13 protein-coding genes are annotated in these 13,687 nt (G+C 61.6%); 2 read left to right on the top strand and 11 right to left on the bottom strand.

Annotation, left to right across the window (positions count from 1 at the left end; genetic code table 11):
• Positions 1-12 precede the first annotated feature (12 nt).
• Positions 13-426: a flagellar export protein FliJ gene (locus PQU94_RS07505; protein WP_272740841.1), complete on the top strand. Its 414-nt coding sequence runs from the start codon at positions 13-15 to the stop codon at positions 424-426.
• 19 nt (positions 427-445) lie between these two features.
• Positions 446-1,510 (top strand): endo-1,4-beta-xylanase, encoded by a 1,065-nt coding sequence (locus PQU94_RS07510; protein ID WP_272740842.1) that lies wholly within the window; start codon positions 446-448, stop codon positions 1,508-1,510.
• Positions 1,511-1,539: 29 nt separating this feature from the next.
• Here the strand turns inward: PQU94_RS07510 and PQU94_RS07515 are convergent, their stop codons facing one another.
• The 11 genes from PQU94_RS07515 to PQU94_RS18190 form a co-directional block, all read right to left on the bottom strand.
• A complete protein-coding gene (locus PQU94_RS07515) occupies positions 1,540-2,010 on the bottom strand; it encodes a DUF4282 domain-containing protein (RefSeq protein WP_272740843.1) in 471 nt (156 codons plus the stop codon).
• Between the two features lie 62 nt (positions 2,011-2,072).
• Positions 2,073-4,175: a flagellar biosynthesis protein FlhA gene (gene flhA / locus PQU94_RS07520; RefSeq protein WP_409648263.1), complete on the bottom strand. Its 2,103-nt coding sequence runs from the start codon at positions 4,173-4,175 to the stop codon at positions 2,073-2,075.
• Positions 4,176-4,381: 206 nt separating this feature from the next.
• Positions 4,382-5,752, bottom strand: coding sequence for a sigma-54-dependent transcriptional regulator FlbD (gene flbD / locus PQU94_RS07525; RefSeq protein ID WP_272740844.1), 1,371 nt, complete (start codon positions 5,750-5,752; stop codon positions 4,382-4,384).
• A gap of 11 nt (positions 5,753-5,763) precedes the next feature.
• Entirely contained in the window at positions 5,764-6,096 is a 333-nt protein-coding gene (gene fliN / locus PQU94_RS07530) for a flagellar motor switch protein FliN (RefSeq protein WP_409648261.1), read from the bottom strand.
• Between the two features lie 2 nt (positions 6,097-6,098).
• On the bottom strand, positions 6,099-6,761 hold the full coding sequence (locus PQU94_RS07535) for a FliH/SctL family protein (protein ID WP_272740845.1): 663 nt from the start codon (positions 6,759-6,761) through the stop codon (positions 6,099-6,101).
• 45 nt (positions 6,762-6,806) lie between these two features.
• Complete coding sequence (gene fliG, locus PQU94_RS07540) at positions 6,807-7,826, bottom strand: flagellar motor switch protein FliG (protein WP_272740846.1); 1,020 nt, start codon at positions 7,824-7,826, stop codon at positions 6,807-6,809.
• A gap of 10 nt (positions 7,827-7,836) precedes the next feature.
• Positions 7,837-9,525: a flagellar basal-body MS-ring/collar protein FliF gene (fliF, locus tag PQU94_RS07545; protein ID WP_272740847.1), complete on the bottom strand. Its 1,689-nt coding sequence runs from the start codon at positions 9,523-9,525 to the stop codon at positions 7,837-7,839.
• A gap of 279 nt (positions 9,526-9,804) precedes the next feature.
• Complete coding sequence (gene sciP, locus PQU94_RS07550; RefSeq protein WP_013478113.1) at positions 9,805-10,086, bottom strand: CtrA inhibitor SciP; 282 nt, start codon at positions 10,084-10,086, stop codon at positions 9,805-9,807.
• A gap of 170 nt (positions 10,087-10,256) precedes the next feature.
• Positions 10,257-11,675 (bottom strand): flagellar hook protein FlgE, encoded by a 1,419-nt coding sequence (locus tag PQU94_RS07555; RefSeq protein ID WP_272740848.1) that lies wholly within the window; start codon positions 11,673-11,675, stop codon positions 10,257-10,259.
• A gap of 42 nt (positions 11,676-11,717) precedes the next feature.
• Complete coding sequence (locus PQU94_RS07560) at positions 11,718-12,395, bottom strand: flagellar hook assembly protein FlgD (RefSeq protein WP_272740849.1); 678 nt, start codon at positions 12,393-12,395, stop codon at positions 11,718-11,720.
• A 9-nt stretch (positions 12,396-12,404) separates the two neighbouring features.
• Positions 12,405-13,625 carry a flagellar hook-length control protein FliK gene (locus PQU94_RS18190; protein ID WP_272740850.1) on the bottom strand — a complete coding sequence of 407 codons (1,221 nt, stop codon included), beginning with the start codon at positions 13,623-13,625 and terminating at the stop codon, positions 12,405-12,407.
• Between the last annotated feature and the right edge of the window lie 62 nt (positions 13,626-13,687).

A 13,687-nucleotide genomic window follows, 5' to 3' on the forward strand; every position in this document is an offset into this window, starting at 1 on the left:
GGGAGTTGCGTGATGGCCTCGTGGGTAAAGTCTCTAATCCGTATTTCGACTTTCGAGGTGGAGACGCTGCAGAAGCGTCTGGCCGAGGTGGCCACCCGCCGCACGCACGTCGAAATGAAGATTTCGACCCTCGATGCCGAACTGGCACTTGAAATCGCCCGCGCCGCTCAGGAACCGACCTTCAATTTCGACCTCAGCGCCTATAAGAAGGGCTGGGCCTTGCGTCGCGAACAGTGCGTCTCGGAACTCGAACTGATCGCCCACGAAGAGGCTGGTATTCGCGACTCCCTGAACGGCGCCTTTGAAGAACTGAAGAAGTTTGAGCACGTCGCCGAAGCGACCCGCCTGTCAAAGATGGCCGCCGAACTGAAACGCGAAAGTGCGGCCATGGACGAGGCGGCTCTGCGTCAGCGCTTCGTCGGCTAAACTTATCGCGGGGGGACATGTGACGACAAAATCCCAAGGTTTTCCCCGCCGCACGGCCCTGATGGGTCTGGGCGCGACACTTGTCAGCGCCTGTAGCCGCGGTGAAGCCGCAACGGGCGACACGCTTCCGCTCAAATCACACGTGAGTTTCCCGCTGGGCGTTTGCGCGATGACCGCGCAAGTGAATGATCCGCAGTGGGCCAGCCTGATCGCCACCCATTTCGACCGCATTACGCCGGAATGGGAAATGAAGATGGAATACATCCTCCAGCCCGACGGCAGCCTGCGTTTCGACGCCCCCGACCGCATTGTGGCGCAGGCCCGGCTGAACGGACAGTCCGTACTCGGCCATACCCTGATCTGGTATGCGCAGGATGGCGACTATTTCCAGCAGCTAAAGGCGGATCGGCGGGATTTCGAAACCGCCTACCGCACCTATATCCGTCAGGTCATGAGCCACTACAAAGGCCAAGTCGATGGCTGGGATGTGGTCAATGAAGCGATCAGGGACGACGGTTCGGACCTGCGTGACTGCCTGTGGCGCGAAGTACTGGGAGAGGCCTATATCGACATCGCCTACCGCGCGGCACATGAAGCCGACCCGGCCTGCCCCTTGATCCTGAACGACTACAATCTTGAATACTACCCGGCCAAACGCAAACGCTTTCTGAAACTGGTCGAGGGGCTGCAAAAGCGCGGGGTACCGCTAAACGTTCTGGGGACGCAAACCCATATCGCCGCCGATCTGTCGAAGGGAGCGATTACCGAGACGCTGCGCGATCTGGCGGCAACGGGACTGAAAATCCACCTGTCGGAGCTGGATGTCAGCCTGAAAGAGGCGGCCAAAAACGCGCTCGACTTCCGCAATTACCGCGATGCGCAGCGGGCCCTCTATGAAGAAGTGGCTGAAGCCTATACGGCGCTTCCGACCGCGCAACAGTTCGGCCTGACCCTCTGGGGTCTGCGGGATGAGGACTCATGGTATAACCGGCAAAACAAGGGCATGGTCGCCGACGAGCCGCTGCTGTTCGATGACGCCGGACGGCTGAAACCGGTCGGTCAGGCCTTCGTCAAGGCGTTGTGAACCACCCGTTTTCGGGGAGGCGGTTAAGACTAATCTGCCTTTTTGGGCGCCGTAAACGGGTTTTCCAACACGTCGGTTTCGCCCGTTTCGGCCGCTGGCGTATCCACTGGCGCGGTAAAGATGGGGTTGGCCACAGGCTCAGCCGCCACCGGCTTTGTGCCTTCGGTCACCGCTCGCAAGGCCCGCAGATCGTCGGAGATGCGGAAAATGGCCACGTAGAACTCGCAGAAGGAGCGCCACAACAGAAGCGCCGCCACAAGGAACAAAAGTCCCCCGATCAGAAACGGAATTGCGAGAAAAATACCCCAGGGCATTTCTTCGCGCATGGCGATGCCGACCGTCCCACCCAGCACCGCAAACAGGCCCAGCGCCACCAGCGCCAGACCCGCCCAGTAGATGAGGTGGATGACCGGCTTGGTCAGCAGGCGGTCAAAGGTCATCAGATCGACGACAATGTCTTTCGGCTTGGTGCTGCCGAAGGCTTTTTTGATCACGCCCATGCCCTTGCCTCTTCGTTGCGCAAACGCGCTTTGGATTTATCCAGACCCGCTGTCAATAGATATTACACCTGTCCTACCGTCCGCAGGCGGACCTTCGGATGGATTTCGTTCTGGCTCATGACGGTAGTATTGCCGCGGAAGCGTTCGACGATCGAGCGGACATAGGGGCGGATGCCGGGGCTGGTCAGCAACACCGCCACTTCGCCCGACATGGAGACGCGCTCAAAGGTGTCGCGCACCGCGCGGATAAAGTCCTGAAGCTGCGACGGAGCCATCGACAACTGCCGCTCCTCGCCCACCCCGATCAGCGCCCCGGCAAAGGCGTTTTCCCAATCGTTCGACAGGGTGACGATAGGCAGGGCACCGTCTTCGGCGCGGTTCTGCCAGCACAGTTGCCGCCCCAGGCGCGAGCGGACGTGTTCGACCATCTGGGTCACCGACTTGGTATGCGGGGCCACCTCACCCAGCGCTTCGAGGATGGCGGGCAGGTCGCGGATCGAAACGCGCTCTTTCAATAGCGCCTGTAAGACACGTTGCAGCGTGGCTACCGTCACCACCGACGGGATCAGGTCGTCGATCAGCTTCTTCTGACCTTCCGGTGCGTCTTTCAGCAGCTTCGCCACCTCCGAATAAGACAGCAACTCGGACATATTGTCCTTGAGGATTTCCGTCAGGTGCGTGGTCAGAACTGTTGCCGGATCGACGATGGTATAGCCCATGAAGGTCGCCTCTTCGCGCAGCGCATTGTCGATCCAGGTGGCCGGAATCCCGAAGGCGGGCTCCTTCATGTGCTCGCCCGGCAATTCGACCTGACGCCCGGACGGGTCCATCACCATCAACTGCCCCAGCCGCACCTCGCCGCTGCCTGCCTCCATCTCCTTGAGGCGAATGGCATAGCCCTGAGTCGGCAGACGCATATTGTCCATCAGGCGCACAAATGGCATGACGAAGCCGTATTCCTGCGCCAGGGTGCGACGCAGCGCCTTGATCTGATCGGTCAGCTTGCGGCCTTCATTGTCATTGATGAGGCCCAGAAGCCCCAGCCCCAGCTCCACCTTCACATCATCGATGGCGAGGGTTTCGGCCATGGTTTCTTCGGCCGGGGCAGCCGGGGCGGCCTGAAGCGCTGCGGCCGCCGCGGCAGGGTCTTCCTTGGGCTTGCGCCCCAGCTTCCACGCCAGAAAACCCGCGCCCATGGCAATCGCGGCAAACGGAATGATCGGCATACCCGGGACAAGACCCAGCACCCCCGCCGTGGCCGACACCATGCCCAGCACGACGGGATTCATGGCCAGCTGTGCCACCAGTGCCTTGTCGGCCGAACCGTCAACGCCGGATTTCGACACCAGAAAACCCGCGCCCATCGAGATGATCAGGGCCGGGATCTGCGTCACCAGACCGTCGCCGACAGTGAGCTGGATATAGGTCGAGGCCGCCTCAGCCGCCGGCATACCGTGCGACAGGATACCGATCAGGATACCACCGACGATATTGATACCGGTGATGATCAGCCCGGCAATGGCGTCGCCGCGCACGAACTTCGAGGCACCGTCCATGGCACCGAAGAAGTTCGACTCCATCTCGACTTCCTTGCGCTTGCGCTTGGCCTCTTCCATGTCGATTATGCCCGCCGACAGGTCGGCATCAATGGCCATCTGTTTGCCGGGCATGGAGTCGAGAGTGAAGCGCGCCGACACTTCGGCGATCCGGCCCGACCCCTTGGTGATGACCACGAAGTTGATCAGGATGAAGATTGCAAAGACGATCAGCCCGATGATGAAGTTGCCCTGCATGATCAACTGGCCGAAGGCCTGAATGGTCGCACCGGCGGCGGCGTGACCTTCGTGACCGTGGCTGAGGATCAGGCGCGTCGAAGCAACGTTCAGCGCCAGTCGGAACAGGGTGGTGATCAGCAGCACCGTCGGAAAGGCCGAGAATTCCAGCGGCTTCTTGATCAGGATGGCCGTCATCAGGATGAGTACCGAGGTGGCGATCGAGATGGACAGCAAAAGATCGAGCAGGATGGCCGGGATGGGGATGATCAGGAAGACGATGATCATCATGATGCCGACGGCCATCACGACTTCACCGCGCTTCAGCCAGCCCGCGACCTCAGACAGCTTGAAGGGCTGAACCCCTGTATTGGCTGTTGCCGCGTCCGCCACTCACTGTCCCCGAAACCAAAGCCTGTATCTACGCGCAGAAGGCACACTTCTGGCATTAGGCAAAAATTACCTATGGCGTGGTGAAGAAAGGGTTAAGGCCGGTTAACGCGCGCGCTTTTAAGCGGGCGGACTGGGGCATTTTCCAGCTTTTCGTGGCTAAATCTGGCTTCAGGGGTCCGGGGCCAACTGGCCCCGGGGCCTTAGCCTTACGCCGCCGAAGCGCCCGATTGCGGGGCCGGGATATTGAGCCCCTGAGCCGCGTATTCGTTCAGCTTGTTCCGCAGGGTGCGGATCGAGATACCGAGGATATTAGCCGCATGGGTGCGGTTACCGAGGCAGTGGCTCAGCGTATCGAGGATCAGCTTCTGCTCGACCTCAGCCACCGTCGAGCCAACGAAGGAGCGCGCGGCGCTTTCAGCGGCCTGAGCGGCGCGGTTGATATAGTCCATGCCGATCGGGGCCACCGGGTTGAGCGGCTGACCGTCTGGCAGTCGGATGGCCTCTGCGTCGATTTCCGCCCCCGCCGACAGTAGCACCGCGCGGTGCATGGCGTTTTCCAGCTCACGCACATTGCCGGGCCAGCCGTGCGCCTGAAGGCGGCGCTTGGCTTCCACACCGATGGGCTTTTGCGGGATGCCATTGGCCTCGGAATACTTCTTCACGAAGAATTCCGACAGGACGAGGATGTCGGCCGGGCGTTCGCGCAGCGGCGGGATGGCCAGATTGATGACATTGAGGCGGTAGAGCAGGTCTTCGCGGAAGATCCCGTCCTTAACCGCCTGCGCCAGATTGCGGTTGGAGGTCGCCAGCACGCGGATATTGACCGGCACCGGCTTGGCCCCGCCAACACGGTCGATGACGCGTTCCTGAAGGGCGCGCAGTAGCTTGGCCTGAAGGCGGGCGTCCATTTCCGAAATTTCGTCGAGCAGCAAGGTGCCGCCGTCGGCCTCTTCGAACTTACCGATACGGCGCGCCATAGCCCCGGTGAAGGCACCCTTTTCGTGGCCGAAAAGCTCTGATTCCAGCAGATTGTCGGGAATGGCCGCGCAGTTGACCGAGATGAACGGCTTTTGCGCGCGCTTCGATTTTTCGTGGACGTAGCGCGCCATGACCTCCTTACCGACGCCGCTTTCGCCGGTAATCATGATCGAGGCATCCGACGCCGACACCTGATCGGCGAGCTTGATCACCGCTTGCATGGCCGGATCGTGCGAGATCATCGGGCGCGAGTCGTCGGCGACAGCGGCCAGGACGGCGGCGATCAGCTCGGCATCGGGCGGCAGGGGGATGAATTCCTTCGCCCCGGCAGTAATGGCCTGCGCCGCCTTGCGCGGATCGGGATTGACGCCACAGGCGACGACCTGAACGTGGATGCGTTCGCGCTCATTGGCTTCGATCAGCGCGCCGATATCCAGCTCGTAATCGACCATAAGGAGGTCCGCGCCCTGCCCCTTGCGCAGGGCATCGGTGGCCTGCGTTACGGTTTCGACGTGCGCCACCTTGGCTCCGGCATCCATAGCCATCTTCACGGCGGCGGAGAGTTGCCCGCTCAGGCGTCCAACAACCAGCAGTCTCATATCCCTACTCCTTACCCGGCCGAATCTTCAGACTTGATGATTTCCGTCATGGTCACGCCCAGACGTTCATCCACCACCACCACTTCGCCACGCGCGACCAGGCGGTTGTTCACGTAAATATCAATGGCTTCACCGACCTTGCGGTCCAGCTCCAGCACGCTGCCCTGCCCCAGCTTGAGAAGCTGCGACACCGACATATAGGCCTTGCCCAGCACGGCGGAGATATTGACCGGCACATCGAAGACGGGCGCGAGGTCTGCCGCCGCCTTGGTGCCTTCATCGTCACCGCCGGGCACCATGGCCTGACCTTCGCCGAACTCTTCAAGCTCGAAATTCTCAGACATGGTTATGCCTCTCTCGCTAAGGGCGCATGGGCCGCATTCTGACTGTGGGCCATCTCGGCCATCAACACTTCCTTGAGCGCGGCGCGCAGCGCCTCGGTGATGCGCTCTGGATCATAGGCGGCACGGCCTTCGGGCCACTGAATCTCAAAGGCCCCGACGTGACGACCACCGCCCTCGCGGAACTGGATCGCGCCCTGAAAGCCGGTCAGGGCGGCGGCTTCGCGCGCCGCCTTTTGCAGATTGGCGTCGGGTGAAGACGCCGTAATGATCAGGCGCGGCGCGCCGGAAATCTCTTCGGCCAGCGCTTCCAGCGCCGCCTTGACCGGCGCTTCCGGGAACAGCTCCAGCGCCTGCGCGGCGATCTTCTGGGCGCAGACCAGAGCCAGTTCGACGCATTCGGCTTTATGGCTCATCAATACGGCATTGAGCGCCTCAAGCCCCTGACCAGCGGCTTCGGCCAGAGCCTGAACGGCTTGCGCCTGTGCCGCCTGAGCGCGCGCCATGGCCGATAGCTCACCCTGGGTATAGGCCTGCTGACGGATGGCCTCCACTTCGTCGGGGGTGTAGTATTTCTTTTCCTTCGGGGTGCTGGCCAGCACATGTCCCCCGTCGCCATAGACGGTGCCGAACTCGAACTTTTTGTACCGGGGCGGGATCTGGGTCATGCGAAGGCTCCCTGCCCTTCGCAAAGAGACGCGGAGAAAAGAGACTTAATAGATAAGCTCATCGTCGCCTCCCTGACCGGCCAGCATGATTTCGCCCTTGGCCGCAAGGTCCTTGGCGACCTGCACCATGGCCATCTGCGCGGAATCGACATCTTTCAGGCGCACCGGCCCCATGGAGTTCATGTCGTCGCGCATGATCTTGGCGGCGCGTTCGGACATGTTGGAGAAGAAGAGGTTGCGTAAAGAATCCGACGCGCCTTTGAGCGCCAGCCCCAGCTGATCCTTTTCCACCGCCCGCAGCAGAGTCTGCACCCCGCCCGGATCGAGCTTCGACAGGTCTTCGAACACGAACATCAGGGCGCGGATACGTTCGGCCGACTCGCGATTGCGCTCTTCCAGAGCGGCGACGAAGCGGCTTTCGGTCTGGCGGTCGAAATTGTTGAAGATTTCCGCCATCAGTTCATGCGAGTCGCGCTTGGAGGTGCGCGCCAGATTGGACATGAACTCGACGCGCAGGGTCTGCTCGATCTTGTCGAGGATTTCGCGCTGGACCGGCTCCATGCGCAGCATCCGCTGCACGCATTCCAGAGCAAAATCCTCGGGCAGGGCCGACAGGACACGCGCCGCGTGGTCGGACTTGATCTTCGACAGAACGACCGCCACCGTTTGAGGGTATTCGTTCTTCAGATAGTTGGCGAGCACCGCTTCATTGACGTTGCCCAGCTTGTCCCACATGGTGCGGCCCGCCGGACCGCGGATTTCTTCCATGAGCGCATCGACCTTGTCCGACGGCAGGAAGGATTGCAGCAGACGCTGGGTCTGTTCGTAAGACCCCATGATGGTGCCGGAATTCGACAGACCGGACACAAATTCGACCAGCAGTTCTTCGACCACATTCGACGAGACCGTGCCGAGCGACGACATGGCCTGAGAGATTTCCTTGATCTCTTCCTCATCGAGCTGACGCCACAGCTCGGTGTGATCCTCGCCAAGGGCCAGCATGACTACCGCCGCCTTTTCGACGCCGTTCAGTCGTTTGGGATCATCAATGATGTTCTTTGCCACGGGTTACGCCTTAACTGTCGTGCAGCCACGAGCGCAGGATCGAGATCGATTCCTCCGGGTGGCGTTCCACGAATTCCGATACGCGCTTGACCGAAGAGGCCTTCACCTGACCTTCGATCTTGGCGATGTCGATGCGGCTGTCTACCGGGGCCAAGGCCAGCCCGGTACCCGGTGTCCCCTGATAATCGAGCGCGGCCGCCGCAGGCACTGCGACCGGGACACCATCGGCCCCCATCACCATCTGAACCGGCCCCCCGGCGCCAGCCAGCGCCGGCACGCCGCCCGGTCCGGCCACCGCGCCGGTGTTTACGAATTTCAGCAGCGGGCGGGCGACGAAGAAGAGGACCAGCAGGGCCACCACCAGCAGGATCAGCCACTGGATGGCGGTCACAATATCGTCCTTGGTGAAGTCGAACATGCCCGCCGAAGCCGCCGTGCCGCCCAGACCTGCCGCATCACGGGCAAAGCGGATATTGGTGACCTTCAGTTCGTCCTTGCGCCCATTGGGATTGGTCGCGGTCTGATCCGTGTAGCCGATGGCGGCGCGAACCAGCTCTTCGATCTGCTGCATGTCCTGTGCAGAGCGCGGCGTATAAGTCGGCGGCGACTTGCCATCCGCCGCCGGGGTCCAGGTGCCATCGACCACCACCGCCACGGCCAGCTTCTTGATCGCCCCGGGGGCGACCACCTCGGTCGTCTTGGTGTTCGAGATTTCGTAATTGGTCAGTTCCCCGGTCGTCTGGCTCTGATTGCCCGTCGTCGTCTGCCCGCCCGCAGGGGCACCGCCGGGGATATTGGCCTGCGCCGTTACCGTGCCGTTATTGGCCGCGTCCGAAGACGAATCGGTCGAAGAGTCCGAACGTGTCGAACGCACCACCTGACCGTCGGGATCATATTGCGTCTGTTCGCGGGTCAGCGAGTTGAGATCCAGTTCCGCCGTCACGGTCACACGCGCCGCGCCCGGCCCGACTACGCCTTCGACAATATCCTTCACGCGCTTGCGCAGGGTTTCCTCGACCTCGGTCTTGCGCTCGGCACCGCCCGCGCCCATCAGGCTGTCGTCTTCGCCACCGGCCGCCAGAAGCCGGTTCTTGTCATCGACCAGCGTCACGGCATTGGCCTTGAGGTTGGGCACGGCGCCGGCCACCAAATTGCGGATGGCGCGCACCTGCTCGCCCGTCAGTTCGGTATTGCTCAGCCCCACCACGACCGAGGCGGTGGGTGCGGCCGCCTCTTCCTGAAACAGCTCGCGCTTGGGCATGACGAGGTGCACCCGCGCAGAATTGATGCCTTTCAGCGTGGCAATGGTGCGCGCCAGCTCGCCTTCGAGGGCGCGCTGGTTATTGAGGTTCTGCACAAACTCGGTCTGGCCCAGCGCCGGGGCCTTATCGAACAGCTCATACCCCACCGAACCAGCGGTCGGCAGCCCCTTGGACGCCAGCATCAGGCGCGTTTCGCCCACCGTGTCGCGGTCAACCATGATCGTCGAGCCGTCGCCGCGGGCCTGATACTTGATGCCAGCTTGATCAAGGGCGGCGGTGATTTGCGAGGCTTCTTTGAGGTCGAGATTTGAATAGAGCAGCGCCTGCGGCTTACCCGTCATATTCAGCGCAATCGCCGCCAGAACGGCAGCCACACCAATAGAGACGCCAATAATGACGGCCAGACGGCTCAGCCCAAACTGTTTGAGGAAATCCACGACCCCGATACCCTGCCACCAGACACGACTACAGACCCGTTTTCGGGTCACTAGGCAGTAATTTCCCAGTGAAGCGTAAACGAGCCGTTAAGGGATGGGGTAAACGGGTAAATTCTTAATTTGCGCTTCGCCACAGGCGAAGCTCTTAGGCAAAAATGCCAAATCCAGGCGAAGGGCCCCATTAAAAAGACTCAGAGCGTTTTCCGTATATCGGAAAACGCTCAGGGCTTGGATTTGACGGTCCCATGCTTTGCGTTTCGGCTACGAAACGCAATGAGGTTAACGGTACTGCTGGATGCGCGTGGTGCGCAGCCCGGCCATACCGTGGCTGTCGATCGCCTTCTGCCAGCCGAGGAATTCCTCGGAGGTAATACCATAGCGCTCGCAGGCCTCTTCGAAGGTCAGCAGACCGCCGCGCACGGCCGCTACCACCTCAGCCTTGCGCCGAATGACCCAACGCTCCGTTCCCGGAGGCGGCAGATCGTTCAGGGTTAATTTGGCACCGGTTGGTCCAATCACGTATTTTTCGCCTTTGCTATCGCGGCGTTGTTCTTGCAGCATGATTCTTCACGCCTTTCTTACCATCACCATGGATGGCAAGATAACGCATGGAATCTAATATCCGCTTAATTGCCTTAGTAAACATATTACTAATAACGGCACATCAGGATATTAACACTCCATTCACCATGCTTTACCGCGCGTTATTACAAGTTAATCAAACTCAATACTTAGCGCTTGATATTCAGCAACTCTTGCAACATCTCATCTGCGGTGGTGATTGTTTTGGAATTGGCCGAATAGGCGCGCTGGGTGACAATCAGGTTGGTAAATTCTTCGGACAGATCGACGTCTGAGGCCTCCAGCGTCCCAACCCCCAGAAGCCCGGCACCGGACACCCCCGGCACCTTCAGCGTTAGCGGACCGGACTCATTGGAGACCGTGTACGCATTACCGGAGACCGGCGTCAGGCCGTCGGCATTGACGAAGGTCGCCAGCGCCAGTTGCGCGATGTCGCGCGTCGATCCGTTCTTGAACACCGCTGTGACCAGACCCGCCTTCGAGATCTGCACCTTGTCGAGGCCCGAAAACGGCGTGCCGTTGGCATCGACGCGATTGGTGCTCGAAGAGTTGAGCTGGGTGAGGCCGCCCTGATCGCCATTGAAATCGACCGTGACGGTCTGAGGCGCGACGCCGATACTGCTTTTCCAGTTAAAGCTGAGGTTCAGGGCCGTAGAACCGGTGCTGATCCCGGCGGCGGTCTGGACGTCGCTGAGCTTGCCCGATGAGTTATAGACCAGACGACCGCTTGACACGATGCCCTGGCTGGAGGCCGTGGTGGCGGGGGTGACGCTGGGGTCCTTGACGTCCGGCGACCAGACCTCATAGGCCCAGGTATTGGCGAGGATCGGCGGTGTGGCCGAAGGATTGGCTGGCAGCTTGATCAGAGAAACGGTGAGGTTGCGTTCGCCGCCCTGACTGTCGGAAACCGGAATGGTGATGTCGTAATCGGGGCGCGTCGAAACCGAGGTATTGGGGGCCGACGCGTCATAGGCGGCCATGGGTAGGGTCGTCGGGCTGGCGGCATAGTCGTCCGCCCGGTCCGAAACGGCCTGATTGGCATTGAGATTGCCAACGATCTGCGCGTAACTGGTCGGCTCGATCTGCGCGGCGATATTTTCGACATTGATGGTGCGCAGCTGGCTGAGGTCGGCCGCCGACAGGGTCGGCCCGCCGCCTGCCACAATGGGCCAGCCCTGAAGATAGAGGTTCGAGGCATTACGCAGATAGCCGTCTTCGTCGGCGAAGAAGGAGCCGTCGCGTGTGAACAGGCGCGCGTCCTCCGTACCAGGTGCGGCCTTCTGAGTGGTGACGAAAAAGCCTTGCCCGTCAATGCCGAGATCGAGCTGGCTCGAGGCCTTTTGCAGGGTGCCAAGCGTCGAGATCATGTGACGGGTCGTCGAGGTCACACCCCCGGCATTATAGCCGGTGGGCGTGGAGGAGGCCGTCACGATCGACTGAAAGTCCGTGCGCACGCGCTTATAGGCGGTGGTGGTGGAGTTGGCGATATTGTTGGAGATCGCCGACAGGGCATTGGAGTTGGCGGCCAGACCGGCAACGCCGGCCTGCATGGAGGCGCTCAGGCTCATAGTTCAGACTCCGGACAAAAACGCAGAAAACGAAGGATGGGATCAGGCATTGGCGGTTTCCCGCACGCCGGTGACGTAGGACATGGGGATCAGCGAATAGCCCATGCGCAGGACGATCTCGCCGTTGATCAGTTCAGTGGCATCAACGCGCTGCTGAACGGACACGGCATTGGAAATGGCGGCACCATTGGCCGAGGTCGCAGTGACCTTGAGCGTGTAATTGCCCTCCTTCACCGTGGTGCCGGTCGAATCCTTGCCGTCCCAGGTAAAGCTGTTGTCGCCCTTGTTCAGGCTATTCGACGCGCCTTTCCAGACGATCTTGCCGTCGGCGTCGCGCACCTCGACATCAACATTGGCGGCAGTGTTGGCCAGTTCGTAGTGCCAGGTCAGCGCCTTGTCCTTGAAGCTCTGGGTGTCGATATCGGCCACGGCGGTCTTGCCGATCATATTGACGGAGCTGGCGACATTGCCCGCCCCCAGACCGACCAAAGACTTCAGATACTCATTGGCCTTCAGTTGCTGCTCGACGCTCGAATACTGAACAAGCTGGTTCGTCCATTGCGTCGAATCCATCGGCGACAGCGGGTCCTGATTCTTGATCTGCGCCGTCAGCAGACTCAGAAACGTCTGATAGGTGCTGCCCAGCCCGCTGGCCGAAGCGCTCGAGGTGGAGGCGGCATTGGTATTCGAGCCGGAGGTATTGGATACGGAACTGACCATGACGGCTCCTTAGACGAGGACGCTGAGCGACAGGGTCCGCGCCGGGCCGTAGCCGTCAGCGGACATCTGAGCATAGAGGGCGGAATCCACAGACGCTGCCGCCATAAGCTGAGCGTCAATGAGGCTATGGGCATCGGCCGTCACCGCTTCCGGCTCGGGGGACGGGGCGTCATAGGTGGGGCGTTCGGCTTCGGCGTACTGACGTCCGCGGCCCTGATCGCCGGAAGCAAAGTTCAGGGATGCGTCATCCATCTGAAAACCGGCCTGCTCCAGTTGCCGGCGCAGATCATCCTGCCGCCCCCGGAACTCGCTTTCCGCCACCGGGCTGTCGAAGCGCAGGTGCGCCGTCAGCTTGCCGTCCTGACCGATTTCGAGCTTCACATCGACCTTGCCCATATCGGCCGGGCGCAACTCCATATCGAAGCTGGTCGATTTGCTGCCGAGACGGCGCGTGATCTGGGCGCTGAGGGCGGCAAGGTTTTCCGCCGTGTGCGCCGACAGGGTATAGGTCTGCACGGTTTGCGGCGCGGTAGGGGGCGCAGGCGTAAAACGCACGCCGCTGTCCGTTTGTGGCAGGGTCTGCGCCTGAATATGGCTTAAGGAGGAATTGACGAGCGCGGGCGTCTGCGGCACCGCACCCCCTGGGGCCGTTCCGTCAGCGGCATTCAACGCGCCGGACAGGGTTTGCAGCAGATCGGCTACGGAACGCCCCTCGCTCTTCGCGGCTGAAGGGGTCGCCTTACCCTCCCCGTCTGCGGCGGTCAGGCCGTTGAGCGCCGCATCAAAACCGGCTTCGTCGGACGTTTCGGCATCCGCCCCGGTCGTCGGACCTGCGGCCAGAAGGGCCGCAACGCTCTGCGTTTGAGCCGACGGCAGCGTCAGGGCCAGCGCATCGGCGGCAATTCCCTCCGCAGGCTGCGCCTGCGTCGTCGGCCCATTGACGGGCAGCGGGGTTTGCTGCGCGAGCAGAGCGGCAAGAAGATCGGACCTCAGTTCGCCATTCCCCTGCGCCTGATCCGTCTTGTCGCCGTCCGGCTTTTCGCTTTCTTTGGTTGCAGCTTTGTCCGCCGGGGCGGGGGTGTCTTCGCGCTGCGCCGAAGCCAGCGCCTGACCGAAACGGCCCGCCGTCTCCGCCCGGTCATCGGCAGAGGGCACGCCGCCGCTCACCGGGGCCGCAGGTAGGGCCGTGGGGGCGGGAGACGCTTTCGGAGGCAGCAGGTCTGCGGACACGACGGGGCCATCTTCGCTGAGGACCGATGCGTCCCTTCAGGGCGCCGCGGCAGGGGTCAGAC

The sequence above is a fragment of the Asticcacaulis currens genome (assembly GCF_028550395.1).
Taxonomy (GTDB): domain Bacteria; phylum Pseudomonadota; class Alphaproteobacteria; order Caulobacterales; family Caulobacteraceae; genus Asticcacaulis; species Asticcacaulis currens.

Coding starts and splice junctions, on each gene's coding strand:
- PQU94_RS07505 (WP_272740841.1), top strand. CDS start 13: ATGGCCTCGTGGGTAAAGTCTCTAATCCGTATTTCGACTTTCGAGGTG.
- PQU94_RS07515 (WP_272740843.1), bottom strand. CDS start 2,010: ATGGGCGTGATCAAAAAAGCCTTCGGCAGCACCAAGCCGAAAGACATT.
- flbD (WP_272740844.1), bottom strand. CDS start 5,752: ATGAGACTGCTGGTTGTTGGACGCCTGAGCGGGCAACTCTCCGCCGCC.
- fliN (WP_409648261.1), bottom strand. CDS start 6,096: ATGTCTGAGAATTTCGAGCTTGAAGAGTTCGGCGAAGGTCAGGCCATG.
- PQU94_RS07535 (WP_272740845.1), bottom strand. CDS start 6,761: ATGACCCAGATCCCGCCCCGGTACAAAAAGTTCGAGTTCGGCACCGTC.
- sciP (WP_013478113.1), bottom strand. CDS start 10,086: ATGCTGCAAGAACAACGCCGCGATAGCAAAGGCGAAAAATACGTGATT.
- PQU94_RS07555 (WP_272740848.1), bottom strand. CDS start 11,675: ATGAGCCTGAGCGCCTCCATGCAGGCCGGCGTTGCCGGTCTGGCCGCC.
- PQU94_RS07560 (WP_272740849.1), bottom strand. CDS start 12,395: ATGGTCAGTTCCGTATCCAATACCTCCGGCTCGAATACCAATGCCGCC.